Origin of the sequence: Pyxidicoccus trucidator (assembly GCF_010894435.1) — a bacterium.
Classification (GTDB): domain Bacteria; phylum Myxococcota; class Myxococcia; order Myxococcales; family Myxococcaceae; genus Myxococcus; species Myxococcus trucidator.
On the sequence record NZ_JAAIXZ010000018.1, the window covers coordinates 80,924 to 98,564 of the forward strand.

7 protein-coding genes are annotated in these 17,641 nt (G+C 70.3%); 4 read left to right on the forward strand and 3 right to left on the reverse strand.

From position 1 onward, the window contains the following. Window positions 1–17 precede the first annotated feature (17 nt). The 4 genes from G4D85_RS37430 to G4D85_RS37445 all read left to right on the forward strand — a co-directional run bounded on the left by G4D85_RS37430 (window position 18) and on the right by G4D85_RS37445 (window position 8,267). Window positions 18–1,430 carry an L-serine ammonia-lyase gene (locus G4D85_RS37430; protein ID WP_164018904.1) on the forward strand — a complete coding sequence of 471 codons (1,413 nt, stop codon included), beginning with the start codon at window positions 18–20 and terminating at the stop codon, window positions 1,428–1,430. A 166-nt stretch (window positions 1,431–1,596) separates the two neighbouring features. Beyond that, window positions 1,597–4,986: a DUF4082 domain-containing protein gene (locus G4D85_RS37435; RefSeq protein ID WP_164018905.1), complete on the forward strand. Its 3,390-nt coding sequence runs from the start codon at window positions 1,597–1,599 to the stop codon at window positions 4,984–4,986. A gap of 230 nt (window positions 4,987–5,216) precedes the next feature. Then, window positions 5,217–5,888 carry an SRPBCC family protein gene (locus G4D85_RS37440; protein WP_164018906.1) on the forward strand — a complete coding sequence of 224 codons (672 nt, stop codon included), beginning with the start codon at window positions 5,217–5,219 and terminating at the stop codon, window positions 5,886–5,888. A gap of 234 nt (window positions 5,889–6,122) precedes the next feature. Continuing rightward, complete coding sequence (locus G4D85_RS37445; RefSeq protein WP_164018907.1) at window positions 6,123–8,267, forward strand: catalase; 2,145 nt, start codon at window positions 6,123–6,125, stop codon at window positions 8,265–8,267. Window positions 8,268–8,269: 2 nt separating this feature from the next. On the opposite strand, the gene G4D85_RS37450 is transcribed toward G4D85_RS37445, so the two are convergent. The 3 genes from G4D85_RS37450 to G4D85_RS37460 form a co-directional block, all read right to left on the reverse strand. Beyond that, window positions 8,270–9,334: a hypothetical protein gene (locus G4D85_RS37450; protein WP_164018908.1), complete on the reverse strand. Its 1,065-nt coding sequence runs from the start codon at window positions 9,332–9,334 to the stop codon at window positions 8,270–8,272. 72 nt (window positions 9,335–9,406) lie between these two features. After that, a complete protein-coding gene (pbpC, locus tag G4D85_RS37455; protein ID WP_205525874.1) occupies window positions 9,407–11,719 on the reverse strand; it encodes a penicillin-binding protein 1C in 2,313 nt (770 codons plus the stop codon). Next, entirely contained in the window at window positions 11,716–17,619 is a 5,904-nt protein-coding gene (locus G4D85_RS37460; RefSeq protein ID WP_164018909.1) for an alpha-2-macroglobulin family protein, read from the reverse strand. The genes pbpC and G4D85_RS37460 overlap by 4 nt, the downstream gene beginning before the upstream one ends. Window positions 17,620–17,641 lie beyond the last annotated feature (22 nt).

The window sequence follows — 17,641 nt, forward strand, 5'->3', positions numbered from 1 at the left end:
GGCATGTTGCGCCCCCCATGGCTGTCAGCGTCTTCGACCTCTTCAAGATTGGCATCGGTCCCTCCAGCTCCCACACCGTCGGGCCCATGCGCGCCGCGCGCACGTTCGCCCTGCGGCTCGAGGAGGGCGGCAAGCTGGAGCGGCTCTCCAAGCTCAAGGTGGAGCTGTTCGGCTCGCTGGGCGCCACCGGCAAGGGGCACGGCAGCGACAAGGCGGTGCTGCTCGGCCTGCGCGGAGAGACGCCCGAGGGCGTGGACGTCGAGTCCATTCCCGCCGTCGTCGCCCGCTGGCGCACCGAGGGCCGCGTGGCCCTGCTGGGCAAGCGCGACGTGACGTTCCGCGACGGCGAGCACCTGGTGATGCACCGCCGCCGCACGCTGCCCTACCACCCGAACGGCATGCGCTTCTCCGCCTTCAGCGCGGACGGCGCGGAGCTGGACGCCCGCGTCTACTACTCCGTGGGCGGAGGCTTCGTGGTGGACGAGACGGCGGCCGCGGGCCAGGACCCGCTGCGCCCGGACATCACGCCGCAGCCCTTCCCCTTCCACTCCGCCGCCGAGCTGCTGGCGCACTGCGAGCGCGAGCGCCAGCCCATCAGCGCCCTCATGCTGGCGAACGAGAAGACGCTGCGGAGCGAGGAGGAGATTCGCGCCGGGCTGCTGCGCATCTGGGAGGTCATGCAGGCCTGCGTGCGCCGGGGCTGCTCCAGCGGCGGCATCCTCCCCGGGGGCCTCAAGGTGGAGCGCCGCGCCGCGGCCATGTACCAGCGACTGCTCAGCCGTCCCGAGGCCGGGCTCACCAACCCGCTCACCGTGCTGGACTGGGTGAACCTCTACGCGCTCGCAGTGAATGAGGAGAACGCCGCTGGCGGCCGCGTCGTCACCGCGCCCACCAACGGCGCGGCGGGCATCATCCCCGCGGTGCTGCACTACTACTGGCGCTTCGTGCCGGGGGCGAACGACGACGGCGTGGTGCGCTTCCTCCTCACGGCCGGCGCCATCGGCGTGCTGTACAAGGAGAACGCCTCCATCAGCGGCGCGGAGGTGGGCTGCCAGGGAGAAGTGGGCAGCGCATGCTCCATGGCGGCCGGCGCGCTCACCGAGGTGCTGGGCGGCACGCCGCTGCACGTGGAGAACGCGGCGGAAATCGCCATGGAGCACAACCTGGGGCTCACCTGCGACCCCATTGGCGGGCTCGTGCAGGTGCCGTGCATCGAGCGCAACGCCATGGCCTCCGTGAAGGCCATCAACGCCTCGCGCATGTCCCTGTCCGGCGACGGGCGGCACTTCGTCAGCCTGGACAAGGTCATCAAGACCATGCGCGACACCGGCCGCGACATGAAGGACAAGTACAAGGAGACCGCGCGCGGCGGCCTCGCCGTCAACGTGCTGGAAGTGGCCAACCTGAGCGTCGGCCTCCCGGAGTGCTGACGGCACACCCGCCTGGGAAAATTCGCATGACGCCGGACTGACCCGGCGCCTCAGGCGGCAACACCGCGGGGTCGGGTTGTGAACTCCGCAAGCAAGCGGATAGATGGGGATTCGCGGGTACGCGCCGCAGTGCAGCGCGACTCAGCGACTGCAAGGAAATCCCCCCATGACACTCATCTCGTTACGGCCCCCCCGGGTCATCCAACGCCTGCGCGCCTGCCTGACAGCGGCGCTCGCTGTCGCGCTCCTCACCCTCCCCACGGGGAGCGCGCTGGCCCAGCCGACGTTCTCCATCTTTGCCCCCAGCAGCACGCCCGCGGTCGCCTCGGTGACCAACGACTTCAGCGCCGTGGAGCTGGGCGTGAAGTTCAAGGCGGACGTGGACGGCGACATCATCGGCCTCCGCTTCTACAAGGGCGCGGCCAACACCGGCACCCACGTGGGCCACCTGTGGAGCGCCACCGGGCAGCTCCTGGGCACCGCCACCTTCGTCAACGAGACGGCCTCCGGCTGGCAGGAGGTAGCGCTCTCCACGCCGGTGCCCGTCACCGCCGGCACCACCTACGTGGCCTCGTACCATGCGCCGGGCGGCGCCTATGCGTTCACCAGCGGCGGGCTGGTGGCGGGCGCGGATGCGCCCCCCATGCACGCGCTCGCGGGCCCCGCCAACGGCGGCAACGGCGTCTTCAGCTACGGCCCGTCCGGCACCTTCCCCAACAACAGCTTCGGTGACGCCAACTACTGGGTGGACGTCGTCTTCCGGCCCGCCGCGCCCGTCACCATCTGGCCGGCGACCGCCACGCCGGCCGTCGCCTCCGTGACGAATGACTTCAGCGCCGTGGAGCTGGGCGTGAAGTTCCAGGCGGACGTGAGCGGCAACGTGCTGGGCATCCGCTTCTACAAGGGCACGAGCAACACCGGCACGCACGCGGGCCACCTGTGGAACGCCGCGGGCCAATTGCTCGCGGGCGCCACCTTCGTCAGCGAGACGGCCTCCGGCTGGCAGGAGGTGACGTTCTCCAGCCCGGTGGCCATCGCCGCCAACACCACCTACATCGCCTCGTACCACGCGCCCAATGGCGCCTATGCCTTCGACAACACCGGCCTCGCCAGCGGCGTGAACAACCCGCCCCTGTACGCGCTGTCCGGCATCAGCAGCGGCGGCAACGGCGTCTACAAGTACGGCGCCTCGGGCTCCTTCCCCACGGACAGCTTCGGAAACTCCAACTACTGGGTGGACGTCGTCTTCCAGGCCACGGGCGCGCCGCCGCCTCCGCCGCCTCCGACCGGCAACGCGCTCACCCTCTTCCCCGCGAGCGCCACGCCGGGCACCCCCACGGCCACCGACACGGTCTCCATCGAGGTCGGCGTGAAGTTCCGCGCGGACGTGGACGGCAAGGTGAAGGGCATCCGCTTCTACAAGGGGGTGGGCAACACCGGCACGCACGTGGGTAACTTGTGGAGCGCCACGGGCCAGAACCTGGCCAGCGCCACGTTCGTCAACGAGACCACGGTGGGCTGGCAGCAGGTGCTGTTCTCCAGCCCGGTCTCCATCACCGCCAACACCACCTACGTCGCCTCGTACTTCGCGCCGTCCGGTGGCTATTCCTTCGACCTCAACGCCCTCGCCAGCGGCGTGGACACGCCGCTCCTGCACGCGCTGCCCGGCACCACCAGCGGCGGCAACGGCGTCTTCACCTATGGCGCGCTGTCCACCTTCCCCACCAGCAGCTACCAGAACACCAACTACTGGGTGGACGTGCTCTTCGAGACCAACGGTCCCCCGCCCCGCCCGGGTGTCACCGGCTCCGGCCCCGTGCTGGTGGCCACCGACCCGGGCAACCACTTCACCGACTACCTGAAGGAAGTCCTCAAGGCCGAGGGCGTCACCACGTTCGCCGCCACCGACGCCGGCAACATTGGCGCCTCGGTGTCGCTCAATGACTACAAGGTGCTCATCCTCGGCGAGGCGACGCTGAGCGCGGCCCAGGTGACGCTGGTCACCAACTGGGTGAGCGCGGGCGGCAGCCTCATCGCCATGCGTCCTTCGGCCAACCTGGACGCGCTGCTCGGCCTCAACCCGTCCTCGGGCACGCAGGACGACGGCTACTTCCTGCTCGACACCACCCAGGCGCCGGGCGCGGGCCTCACCGCGGAGACGATGCAGTACCACGGCACCGCGGACCTCCACACGCTGGTGACCGGCACGCGCGCCGTCGCCACGCTCTACTCCAACGCCACCACGCCCACGACCTACGCGGCCGTCACCCTGCGCACGGTGGGCAGCGGCACGGCCATCGCCTTCGCGTTCGACCTGGCGAAGTCCGTCATCTACACGCGCCAGGGCAACCCGGCGTGGCAGGGGCAGAACCGCGACGGCTCCAACATCGGTCCGGGCGCGCGCGCCAACGACATGTTCTACGGCAACGCGTCCTTCGACCCGAAGCCGGACTGGGTGAACCTGGGCAAGGTGCAGATTCCCCAGGCGGACGAGCAGCAGCGGCTGCTCGCCAACATGCTCCACCTGACGAGCGCCGTCCCGCTGCCGCGCCTCTGGTACTTCCCCAGCGCGAAGAAGGCGGTGGTGGTGATGACGGGAGACGGGCACCCGGGCGGCGCCATCGTTCAGCGCTGGCAGAACTACGTGACGGCCAGCCCCACCGGCTGCAACGTGGACGACTGGCAGTGCATCCGCGGCACCGTCTATGACTTCGTCGGCGGCCTCACCACGACCCAGGCCGCGGGCTACGTCGCCCAGGGCTTCGAGTACGCGCTCCACGTCAACACCGGCTGCGCCGACTACACGTCCACCTCGCTGGACCCGAACTTCTTCACCCCGCAGCTCGCGAGCTTCGCGTCGGCCTACCCGGGCATCCCCGCGCCCACCACCAACCGCACGCACTGCATCGTGTTCAGCGACTGGGCCACCCAGCCGAAGGTCTCCCTGAGCCACGGCATCCGGCTGGACACCAACTACTACTACTGGCCGGACTACTGGGTGCAGAACCGTCCGGGCCTGTTCACCGGCTCGGGCCTGGCCATGCGCTTCGCGGACGTGGACGGCACGCCCATCGACGTCTACCAACTCGCCACGCAGATGACGGACGAGTCGGGCCAGTCGTACCCGCTGCACATCGACACGCTGCTGGCCAACGCGCTCGGGACCCAGGGCTACTACGGCGCCTTCAACGCCAACATGCACGTGGACTCGGACCCGTCGGCGGGCGCCTCGGGCTCGGCGGCCATCATCGCCTCGGCCCAGCGCGAGGGCGTGTCCGTCATCAGCGCCAGGCAGCTCCTCGACTGGCTCGACGCCCGCGAGGCCACGAGCATGTCCTCCGTGGCCTTCACCGGCACGGCGCTCACCTTCACCGTGGCCACCCCGGCGCGCAACCTGTCGCTGATGGTGCCCACGCGCACGGCCACGGGCCTCACGCTCGTCTCCGTGAGCCGCAACGGCTCGCCGGTGACGACGGTGCCGCAGACCATCAAGGGCGTGGGCTTCGCGTTCATCAACGGCGCGCAGGCCGGTACCTACACGGCCACGTACAACTGAGTCGCTCCCCACCCTGTCCCACGGGGTGAGCAGGGCGGTCCGGCGCGGGGTTCCCGCGTCGGGCCGCCCTGTTTCTTCGCGGAGGGTGTGGGCCGCATCCCTGGAGAGTGGAACCCGACGTGGAGGGTGGCCTGTGCGCCAGGGTGCGTCTTGCGTTTGGTTGCCCGGCGGCCCTAAGACGCGCCCCGGCCCGCTCCCCCGCTGGGCCCCGTCCAAAGGAAACACACCCCATGCTCAAGAAGATTCTCGGTGGCCTCGCCGCCGCCATCCTGGTGCTGGTGGGCGTCATCGCCACGCGTCCCGTCGAGTACTCCGTGCAGCGCAGCGCCACCCTGCCCGTGCCGGTCGACGCGGCCTTCGCCGTGGTGAATGACCTCCGCCGGTGGGAGGAGTGGTCGCCGTGGGAGAAGCTGGACCCGCAGCAGAAGACGACGTACTCCGGCGCGGAGTCGGGCACGGGCGCCGTCGTCGCATGGTCCGGCAACGACCAGGTGGGCGAGGGCCAGATGACGATTCAGGAGAGCAAGGCCAACGAGCTCGTCCGCATCAAGCTGGACTTCATCAAGCCCTTCTCCTCCACCAGCACCACCACCTTCGCGTTCAAGCCCGCCGAGGGCGGCACCGAGGTGGTCTGGACGATGGCGGGCACCAACGACTTCATGGGCAAGGCCTTCAGCCTGTTCATGGACATGGACAAGATGGTGGGCGGGGACTTCGAGCGGGGCCTCGCCAGCATGAAGACGGCGGCGGAGGCCGAGGCGAAGAAGCGCGCCGAGGCCGAGGCCGCGCGCGTGGCCGCGGAGAAGGCCGCCGCGGAGAAGGCCGCCGCCGAGGCCGCCGCCGCCGCCATGGCGGCCCAGCCGGCCGAGGGCGGCGCCGCCGTCGCCGCGCCGACGCCGTGATTCACGGCTGACGTGAAGCACCCCGCGCCCCCGTGTCGGCCCTGGCCGCACGGGGGCGCGCTCGTTTCGTCATCAAGCGCGTGCTCGTGGACATTGCCCCGGGTGGAAGCGCGAGGCAGTGCACACTCGCTGACGCCTCGCGGACTCCGAGCCGCACCGACATACGAGGCGAGCGGTAGAGACCTCCCGTGCCGTCTTCCGGCACGTTCACCTCCCCGCTGGTGACAGGTCTTTATGCGACTGCGCAAAACCTCCGCGAAGAATCCCCCCACGTCCCTCAAGAGCGAGAGCCTGGAGCCCTACCGGATGCACTCGGAAGGACAGGTCCTCACCACGGACCAGGGGATTCCCATCTCCGAGACGGACAACTCGCTGAAGGCGGGCGTCCGCGGCCCCACGCTCCTGGAGGACTTCCACTTCCGCGAGAAGATGATGCGCTTCGACCACGAGCGCATCCCCGAGCGCGTGGTGCACGCGCGCGGCGCCGGCGCCCACGGCTACTTCCAGGTCTACAAGTCCCTGGAGAAGTACACGCAGGCGCGCTTCCTCACGGACCCGTCGCTGCGCACGCCGGTGTTCGTGCGCTTCTCCACCGTGGGCGGCTCGCGCGGCTCGGCGGACACCGTCCGCGACGTGCGGGGCTTCGCCACCAAGTTCTACACACCCGAGGGGAACTTCGACCTGGTGGGCAACAACATCCCCGTCTTCTTCATCCAGGACGGCATCAAGTTCCCGGACTTCGTCCACTCGGTGAAGCCCGAGCCGCACAACGAAATCCCCCAGGCCTCCTCCGCGCATGACTCGCTCTGGGACTTCGTCTCGCTCGTCCCGGAGACGACGCACATGGTGATGTGGCTGATGTCGGACCGGGCCATTCCGCGCAGCTTCCGGATGATGGAGGGCTTCGGCGTCCACACCTTCCGGCTGGTCAACGCGGAGGGCAAGGCGACGCTGGTGAAGTTCCACTGGAAGCCGCTGCTCGGCACGCACTCGCTCGTCTGGGACGAGTCCCAGAAGGTGTCCGGCAAGGACCCGGACTTCCACCGCCGGGACTTGTGGGAGGCGATTGAGGACGGGAACTTCCCCGAGTACGAGCTGGGCCTGCAGCTCATCCCGGAAGAAGACGTGCTGAAGTACGGCTTCGACCTGCTGGACGCGACGAAGGTGCTGCCGGAGGAGCTGGTGCCGGTGCAGCGGGTGGGCAAGCTGACGCTGGACCGCAACCCGGACAACTTCTTCGCGGAGACGGAGCAGGTGGCCTTCTGCGTGGCCAACGTGGTGCCCGGCATCGACTTCACGAATGACCCGCTGATGCAGGCGCGGCTGTTCTCGTACCTGGACACGCAGCTCACCCGGCTGGGCGGGCCCAACTTCGCCGAGCTGCCCATCAACAAGCCGGTGGCGCCAGTGCACAACCACCAGCAGGACGGCTTCGGGCGGCAGACGATTCCCACCAGCCGGGCCAACTATCATCCCAACTCGCTGGGCGGGGGCTGCCCGTTCCTGGCCAACCCCAAGCAGGCCTTCACGCACCTGCAGGAGCGCGTGGACGGGCGCAAGATTCGCCAGCGGAGCGCGAGCTTCGACGACCACTTCAGCCAGGCGACGCTCTTCTACAAGAGCCTGTCGAAGCCGGAGCAGGAGCACCTCGTCGCCGCGCTGGAGTTCGAGGTGGGCAAGGTGGAGCGGAAGGAGATTCGCGAGCGCGTCGTGAACCAGATTCTGGTGAACGTGGACCTGGAGGTTGCCACCCGGGTGGCACGCGCGGTGGGCGTCGCGCCGCCGAAGCCGGTCAAGCCGCCGAGGGCGGGGAAGAAGACGAAGACCCCGGTGGAGACGTCACCGGCCCTCAGCATGCAGAACACGCCGCATGACTCCATCAAGACGCGAAAGATTGCCGCGCTGGTGGCGGACGGCTTCGCGGGGAAGGAGCTGGCCCACGTGCGCAAGACGCTGGAGGGGCTGGGTGCGACGGTGGAGGTGGTCGGCCCCACGCTGAGCCCCGTCACCAGCCTGGAGGGCCAGCAGGAGGTGCCGCTGAAGACGTACCAGACGGCGTCCTCGGTGCTGTACGACGCCGTCTACGTCCCGGGCGGAGAGAAGAGCGTGGAGGCGCTGAAGCGGGTGCCGCTGGCGGTGGACTTCGTGCGCGAGGCCTTCGTCCACTGCAAGCCGCTGGCGCTCTCCGGCGAGGCCGCGGCGCTCCTCGACGCCGCGGGAGTGGCTCGGCTCGCGCCGCCGCCTCCGAAGAAGGGCGTGGAGGCGACGGTGGGCGTCGTGCGGAGCGTGAAGACGGAGACGAAGGGCTTCAGCCAGCTCTTCGCCGACGCCATCGCCGCGCACCGGCACTGGGCTCGCGAGGCGCCTCCGCCGGCATAGGCTCAGCCCGGCATCCGCCCCACGTAGAGCCCCAGCAGGAAGGCCAGCACGGCGAGGGTGAGCGCCCAGAACCCCGGGACACCCTTCCGCCGTGCAGAGGCCGAAGGCAGGACGCGCACCGCCGCCTGCTCCTCCGGGACGATGAGGCGGACCTTGATGACGGCCTTGATGAGCACCTCCTCCACGTCCTGGAGGAAGCGCTCGTACTCCTCGGCCTGCATCTCCAGGGGCTCGCCGTGGTGGGACTCGTACCGCTTCGCCACGCCCTCGAAGTTGCGCAGCTGCGCCTCGCGCTTGGACACGTCCACCCAGCCGCACATCACCGACGGCCCGGTGCCCTTCCGGGGCACCAGGGAGATGGCCTGCCGCGCCAGCTTCCCGCCCGCCGTGCTCGGCCCCTCCGGCTCGTCGATGCGCAGCACCCGGTGCGGCCCCCGCCCATACATCTTCGAGGACAGCGCGCTCCGGAGCTGCTCCGCCAGCAGCGCGGAGTGGTTGGCGAACATCGTCCGCAGCGCGGGAGACTCGTCCTCCGCCGCTGCGGCCTTCCCCTTCGCGGGCTCCAGCGGATTCAGGCGCACCACGCCCACCTTCTCCGGCGCCGCGCTCACCCGCTTCTCGCCGCCCTTCGCCAGCCAGCCCGTCGCCTTCGCCGCGCCCGTCTTGGCCGCGGGGGGCTTCTGGCTTGTCACCTCCGTGCGGACGTCCGCCGGGGGCTTCTGGCTCCGGACGTCCGTGATGATGTCTCCCTGCGAGGGCCCCGCCGGCTCGGCGGCACGGCCGCGCGGCTTGCCGGCACGCGCGGGCTGCCCGTCCATGGGCCCCAGGCGCGTCGCATTGGAATCGTCCACTCCCAGCGGTGCCATGCGCGTCTCGAGGGCGCCCGTCTCCAGCGGGGCCATGCGCGTCTCCTCGGCACGGGTGATGAGGGGGATGTCCGCCGTCGCGTCCTCCTCGGAATGAGTGAGGAGCGGGATGTCCCGCGTCGCGTCCGCGTCCTCCTCCGGCGCGATGCGTGTCTCATCGGAGCGCCCCGGATTGGCGGCCCTCCTCTTCCCGTTGGACATGTCCGTTCCTCTCCCGGCCGAGCATACTTCAAGGCCGGGCGGGCTCCCGTAAACGGCTCCCGGCCACCGTTCTCAAGGCACCAGCCGCACCGTGAGGCTGCGGGCGTCGGAGCGCCCCCGGTCATCCACGGCGCGCACCATCCAGGTGCCCGGCCGGGCCGTCCAGTGCAGCGGCTCACCGCGAGGCGCGGTGCCCACGAGCTGCTCGTCCACGAACCAGAAGACGCGGCGCACGTCCGCGTCCGTCACCACGGCCAGCGGCACCGTCTGCGGCCCGGGAGCGGAGGCCCGCAGGCTGTAGTCCACCCCGTCCTCCGGCGTCGTGATTTGCGGCGGGGTGCCCTCGCTCGCGGACTGCTCCAGGCCGCAGCTCGTGTCCTCCGCCGGGGGCACGCGACGCGGCAGGCCCGCCTTCTGGAACAGGCGCAGCAGGTCCGACGGCCAGAACTCGAACACCTCCGCGCGGGTGGAGGGCCCGGGCGCGCAGGCCCGCAGCCCCGTGCGCGTGTCCACCAGCACCTCGCGGTGCACGTCGCAGGCGCGGATGGGCGAGGTGCCCGGGACGAACCAGGTGCTCACCTTCCGGTGGCAGTGCGGCCCGGGGATGCCTCCGGACAGCGCGCACACATGCACGCGGCTGACGCCGGGCGGAGGCGACGGCTGGACACGCCGCACGTCCGGGTCCTTTGCACGCACCGAGTCCACCAGCTCGAACATCAGCGGCGCGGCGGCCGTCTGCCCGACGAAGGCCGGGTTGGGCTGCGCATCGAAGTTGCCCACCCACACGGCCACGACGTACGGCCCCACCACGCCCACGCTCCACGCGTCCCGGAAGCCGGTGGAGGTGCCTGTCTTCCACGACACCGGCACCGTGTCCCGGGCCCACTCGGCGCGGAAGGACTGCGCGGGCCGGGGCCCCTTCGCCAGCGCGTCCAGCACCATGAAGCTGGCCTCGGCGCTCAGCAGGCGCACGCCCTCGTCGCGGGGCGCGTCCACGCCCAGGCGCAGGGGCCGCAGCACGCCGCCATTGGCGAGCATGGCGTACAGCTCCACCAACTCCGCCATGGTGACGCCAGCGGAGCCCAGGGCCAGGGACAGGCCGTAGTGCTCCTCGGCGCGCAGCCCGCCGATGCCTGCCTGACGGAGGAAGCCGTACAGGCCGGGGGGACGGAGCTGCTGTGCCATCGCCACCGCGGGGATGTTGCGGCTGCGCACCAGCGCGTCCTCCGCCGCGAGCGGTCCGACGAACTCGCCGTCGAAGTTCCCCGGGTCATACCCGCGGAAGCCGGTGGACGAGTCCTTCAGCATCGTGCGCGGATGGAGCAGCCCCTGGTCGAAGCCCAGCCCGTAGATGAAGGGCTTGAGCGCCGAGCCCGGCGAGCGCCGCGCCTGCGTGCCATCCACCTGCCCGTCGATGCTCTCCTCGAAGAAGTCCGCCGAGCCCACCGCCGCTCTCACCTCCAGCGAGCGCCAGTCCACGAGCATGGCCACGGCGTTGCGGATGCCCACCTCGCGCCGCCGCTCCACGTACTGCCGCACGTGCCGCTCCAGCAGCCGCTGCAGGGACAAGTCCAGCGTGCTCCTCACACTGGAGCCCGCGGGGCTGGCGCGCAGCGCGCGGCCCACGAAGTGCGGCGCGAGGAAGGGCAGGTCCTCCGGCGTGCGCACCGGCAGCGGCATGGCCAACAGGGCCCGGCGCTCGGCGTCCTCCGGGTGCGGCACGAGCCACCGCTCGAACAGGCGCAGCCGCGCCGCCGTCAGCGCCCCGGCATCGCGGCCCGGGTCCCTGCGCGCGGGGCTCTGCGGGACGACGGCCAGGGTGAGCGCCTCCGCCAGCGACAGCCGCTCCACGTCCTTCGAGAAGTAGACGAGGCTGGCCGCGCCCACGCCCTCCACGTTGCGGCCATACGGGGCGAGGTTGAGATACGCCTCCAGAATCTGGTCCTTGGAGTACGTGCACTCCAATTGGAGCGCCCGCAGCATCTGGAAGATTTTGCCCGCGGGCGTGCGCGACTCGATGCCGTAGCGGATGCGCGCCAGCTGCATGGTGAGCGTGGAGCCGCCCATGCGGCGCCCGCCCGTGAGGTAGGTGCTCCAGACGGCGCGGCCCAGCGCCACGGGGTTGACGCCGAAGTGCTCACGGAAGTGCTGGTCCTCGTGGAGCAGCGTGGCCTCCACGAGCGCCGGAGGGATGCGCTCCAGCGGCACCCAGAGCCGGTACTTCTCGTCCGGCGACAGGGTGAGGCGCAGCAGCCGGCCCTCGCGGTCGAACACCGCCTGCGAGAAGCCCAGCTCCTCGCGCAGCGGCGGCCGGGGCACCGCGGCGTACAGCACCGCGAGCCCCAGCACCGCCAGCAGCCACCGCCGCAACCTCCGGGGGTTCACGGCTTGCTCACCGTCACCGTCGTGCCGACCGAGCGAGCACGCACGCCACGGTCATACATGCCCTCGGCGAAGGCCGGCGGCATCACGAACTTCCCGGTGTTGGTGGCCTTGATGCGGTAGATGTACTCGGTGACGCTGGAGCCCACCGTGCCGTAGAGCACCACCCGGTCCTCGCGCACGTCCACGTACTCGGGCGAGAACGACGAGCGGTCGCTGCCCACCGGGGGCACCCAGCCGCCCGCGACGGGCTCGGGCTCGGCGTAGGACCGCTCCGCCCCCTCGCCCTCGTCATTGGCGTCCTCGGAGGACTCGCTGGACTCCTCCTCGGAGGAGGGCGCGGCCGGCTTCTCCATCACCACCTCGAAGCCGCCCGGTAACAGGTCGGTGATGGCGACGTGGGAGGTATTGCCCTCGAGCGCGCGCAGCTTCAGATGGACCTCCACCTCGCCGCCCAGCGGCACCTCCGTCACCACCTTGCCGTCCAGGTCGCGCAGCTCGCGCTGCACCTCCAGCTTCTGGATGAGAGGCTGGGTCGGCAGCTCCAGGTCGTAGCCCGCCTGCGTCACCTGGAAGAAGAGCGGCGCGTCCGTCGGGCCCTGCACCCGCACGCCGGAGGCCGCCTCGGAGAAGGACACCTGGGGGAAGAGCCCGTCGGGCAGCGTGAGCGGGCGGAGCGCGTCCGCCACCTTCTCCAGGATGGCCGCGCCGCTGCGCGACGGCATCCCCTGCGCACCCAGCGCCTGGGCGTACGCCTCCAGGCCGAGGATGGCGTACGAGGAGGACAGCGAGTTGAAGCGCTCCTCGGCGATGGGCTTCGTCATGGTGACCAGCATCTCTCCGCTGACGTCCTTGAGCCGCTCCGGGAAGTGGCGCGAGAGGAGGTAGAGCACCTGCGAGTCGTAGACGAGCCCGTCATAGAGGGAGTGGTAGTCCGCCTCCTGCGGCTGGCCGATGCGGACCTTCTTCAGCGCCTTCTCCGCCTCCTTGTCCTGCTTGAGCAGCTTGTAGGTCGCCCCGAGGTACGCGGCCGTCAGGTCCGTGGGCCACTGCTCCGCGGCATTCGCATCCAGCCACTCGCGCAGCGACTCCACCGTCTGGCGCGACACCTTTCCGTTGCGGGCGAGCACGTAGTGCGCGTAGGCCATGGCACGCGCCTGGGCCAGGTCGGAGGCCTGGTGCGCCACCAGCGTGGTCAGCCACGTGAGGCCCCGGTTCAGCAGCTCCGGGGACACCGCGAAGCCGCGCTCCTTCGCCTCGGTGAGGAAGTGCAGCGCGTAGACGCTCGGCACCGTGGGCGCGTACGCGTTGGCCGCCCACAGGCCAAAGGCGCCCTCCTCGTTCTGCCGGGTGCGCAGCGTCTGGAGCGCGGTGGCGAAGGAGGCCTCGGCCACCTGCGGCCCCTGCCCCAGCAGCTCGCGCCGGCCCTTCAGCACCACCGCCGGGAAGGCGCGGCTGACGAGCTGCTCGGTGCACCCATAGGGGTACTTCTCCAGGTACGTGGACAGGCCGCGCGCCAGGCCCAGCGGCAGCGGCGAGGCGCTCACCTCCAGCGTCCGGTAGGCGCCGTACAGCTTCCGGGGCACCGCCACGTCCGCCTTGCCATCCTTGAGGTGGCCGCCCACCACGGAGGTGAGGAAGGGCACCGGGGGCCGCACGCTCAGGTCCACCGACTGCTTCACCCGCTCCTTGCCCATGGACGCGGTGAAGGCCAGCGTCCCCGAGCCGAGCACCGACTTCGCCCGCACCCGGAAGGTGGTGCTCGCCTCGCGGCCCTCGTCAATCTTGAGCGGCCGCTTCACCTCGTCCAGCACCTCCAGGTGCTCGGACGTCTTCAGCTCCAGCACCACCTCCGCACCCTTGCCGGAGCCCTCCAGGCTGTTGGCCACCGCCACGCCCACGTTGAACTCGTCTCCGGGCGCCACGAAGGTGGGCACGCTGGGCGTAATCACGAACGGGCCGCGGATGACGGCGCGCTTGCTCGCGGCGCCCACGGACTCCGCGCCCACGGCGACGGCCATCACCCGCAGCTCGCCGTTGAAGAAGTCCGGGACGTTGTAGACGAGGTCCCTCTCTCCCTCGTCGATGTCGACGACGCCGGACCAGTACGCCACCGGCTTGTCGCGCTTGCGCTTGAAGGGGTTCAGGTTCTTCCCAATCGCGGCGGCGCCCTCGTCGTCGCCACCCATGGCGGACACCGCCTTGGACACGGAGAACTCCGGCAGCAACAGGTCCAGAATCTGCCCGGTGCTCACCTCCAGCGCGCGCTTCTTGAAGAAGTGCGCCAGCGGGTCCGGCGTCTGGTAGCCGGCCACCTGGAGGATGCCCTCGTCCACCGCGAACACCACCACCTTGCCCGCGCGGTTGCCCTTGTAGCGGATGCGGTACGGCTCGCCGGGGCGGGCCTTGTCCGCGCTGGTGAGCGTCACCTGCAGCGCGCGGCTGTTCTTGCTCACGGAGAACGGCACCACGCCATAGCTCAGCGGGCTCATGAAGATTTCCTGCGAGTCCATGGCGCGGACGAACGTCACGTTGACGTAGCCATTGCCCTCCAGGCCCGGCGGCAGGCGGATGCTCTGGACGGTGCTGGTGGCGTCCGTCTGGAACCACTTCCACGCGTAGACGCGGTCTCGCTCAATCGTGATGAGGCCCGCGCCGGTGTACGGCGCCTTGATGCTCAGCTCGATGTCGTCGCCCGGCGCGTAGTCCGCCCGGGAGAGCTTCACCTCCAGCTCCGCGTTCTTCTCCAGCGTGCGCGTGAGGTTGGCCTGGCCGGCCACCGAGTACTCCACGCGGCTGAGCTCCGTGCCCTCCGCGTCCTTCACCACCACCACGAAGTCCCCGGGCTGCTCGGTGGACAGCGCGTACTTGAAGCCACCCTCCCCCAGCGGCAGCTCCCGGGTGCGCACCGAAATGTCGCGGCGGATGGACTGGTAGCGATACGTGCCGTTGGACTGCTGCGTGAGCACGGACACCCAGCGCCGCTCGATGAGCTCCGCCTTCAGGCCCTGCACCGCCACCTTTCTCAGCGAGGGGTCCACGGCGATGAAGTCCACCGAGCGCGCGGAGCCCTGGCCCAGGTAGTACAGGCCGCCGTCCGGCTTGAAGCCGACGAGGTACGGCAGCGGCGACACCAGCAGGGACGCCTCGGAGGACACGCCCCGGCCGCCCTCCGCTTCGTAGCCCTCCGCGAGGAAGGACACGCGCCAGGTGGCCTTCTCGAACTTCTCCAGGCCCAGCGCCATCTCCACCTCGCCATTCTCATCGGTGGTGGTCTCCTCCAGGCGCTCGGTGAAGCTGCGCGGGGCGCGCAGCGGGTCATGGAAGAGGTAGCCGGGGTGCTTGCGGAAGCTGGGGTACGCGGGGGTGAGGGACACCTCGGCGGACACGCGCCGGTCCGCGGCGGGAATGCCGAAAAGGTTCTTCAGCGACACCAGGCCCTTGAGGTCCTTCGGAGGCACCCAGCCCTCGGTGCGCTCGGCGCTGAAGCGGGTGGTGATGCGCATGCGGTCCGGCAGGAACTCCTCCACGCGCACGGTGGTGGAGCCCAGCAGGCTGCCCCGGTGGCCGTCCTTCACCACGTACAGGTTCACCTGGTAGTTGCCCGTGGGGGACGTCTCCTCCGTCGTGTACTGGAGCCCCTCCAGCCCGACGGCGGAGAGGGAGAGCTTCTTCTTGTGCACCTCCAGGCCGCGCGGGTCGATGACGGCCGCCTCCAGGGGAACGCCGGTGGGCGGGCGGCTCCAGTCGGCCGCCTTCACCACCAGGGCCACGTGGAAGGTGTCCCCGGGGCGGTAGAGGCCGCGGTCGGAGAAGAGGAAGGCGGAGAGCCGGTCCGGCGAGGCGCCGCTCTCCACGCCACCCACGTCGAAGCGGCTGAAGTTGAGCTGCCGGTCGTACCGGTTGATGGGGAGGAAAGCGAAGTCCTCGCCCTTGCGCGCCAGGTACACCAGGGGCGTCCGCTCGCGGACGAAGTCCGTCAGCTTCGGGAAGGCCACGTGGCCGTCCGGGCCCGTGGTGGCGCTCACCACCGGCAGGCCGTTCTTCCCCAGCACGCTCACCGTCACGCCCTCGGCGGCCTGGCCCGCGCCCAGGCTCTGCACGAACACGTCATGCGAGCCATCCGCGTTGTCCTTCACCACCAGCCCCAGGTCCGTCACCAGCAGCAGTCGGGCGTCTTCCTTCCCGGTGGCCTCATCGTGGTGGGGGTCCCAGCTCTGCACCTTGAAGAAGAACAGCCCGCGCCGTGAGGACGGGTCATTCTCCGGCGTGAGGTAGGGGGCCAGGTCGAAGGCGGCGTACTGCGCCTTGCCACGGCCGGCGCCCTCCAGCGGACGCACCTCGGAGAAGCTCTCGGAGATGTTCTCCTCGTTGAACTGGTACGAGTTGAACTCGGGGTGGGTGAAGCGCCCCTCCGTCTGTGTCACCAGGTGGTTGATCTGCTCCGGCAGCACGCGGCTGAGCGAGAAGCGCAGCGCCTTCACGTCGCGCGACAGCACGGTGACCTTCTTCTCGCCCGCGAGGCTGAGCAGCGCGCCCTCGTGCAGGATGCTCACCTCTTCCGGGAAGGGCTGCACCCGGAGGAGCGTGTTGAACGTTTCGGCCAGCACGTAGCCGCCCGCCGACTGCGTGCCCTTGTTGAGCCGGGCATAGAGGGTACGTCCCACGTCCGCGCGGATGCGGAAGCTGTGCAGGGTGGCGTGCTCCCTGTCCGTGGGCAACGCGTCCAGCTTCAGCCGTGCGGAGGCGGGCAGCAGCTCCTCGCCGATGTCCGCCACGCCGTAGTCGGTCCACGCGGCGCCGGCCACCAGGGGATGGCCGTCCTTCGCGGGCCGGTCCTCGGGGAGCGTCCAGACCTGGAGGTGCTTCCGCAGCTCCGCCTCGGTGACACCCGTGGAGAGGTTGACCACCAGCACCTGCTCCGGCTCGTGACGCTCGTTGTTCACGAGCGACACCTCGGTCCCCGTCACATGGAAGTACGTGTACATGCCGGGAATGGAGACGTTGCGCTCCAGCTTGCTCTTCGTGGCTTCACCGCCCCGCGCCGCGCGCACGCCCGGCTCCACCGTCAGCGTCATGGGGGTGTTGTTCGCCGGAATCGGGATGAGGTCCGACTGGATGAAGGCCTGGCCCTTGAACTTGTCGTAGGTGACGTTGAACGGGAAGCCGTCGGAGCCTCCACCGAGCAGCCCGCGCTTCTCCTCGCCCATCCGCAGCGAGAGGTTGCGCACGAGCGTCGCCGGGTCCACCGCGTGGGAGAAGGCCACCGTCGCCACCACGCGCTTCTCCTTCGGATTGCGCGGGTCCTCGTAGAACTGGAGGTCGGTGATGGTCGCGGAGAAGGGCGCGGACTGGAACGTCGTCTCGTACGCGTCGAGCAGGATGTGGCCCGGGAACAGCGTGCGGTCCAGGACGACCTTGTACTCCTGCCCCACCGCCCAGTCCGCCGTGGGGGTGAAGGTGAGCATCTTGTCATCGGCCCAGCGCCACTCGCCGGGGATGGCGGGCGTCAGGGTGATGCCGGCCGTGACGGGCTTGCCGATGGCCTCCAGGCGCGCCACCGAGCCGGTGAAGTGGAGGTACACCGCCCCGGGCTGAGGCTGCTCCTCCAGCCGGGTCAGCGGAGGGTTGGTGGCGGAGAGCGCGTAGCTCACCGGCTTGGGTCGGCTCTGGTACCAGCGGTAGCCGGCATCCGCGCCGAAGACGAGCAGCACCAGGGCGAGGAGGGAGAGCGCGAAGCGCTTGGGGTGCTCGCGGACCTTGCCTACGCCACGGCGCGCGAGGCCGGCGGTGGCGTGGCCCAGGAAGGCGGCCCAGGAAGGCGGGGTCCAGCGAAGCTCTCCGAATACGCGCGTGAGGAACCGCGGTCGGGGCGGGGTGGGTTCCGATTCGTTTGAGGACATGGGATGGGGTGCGGCACGAAGT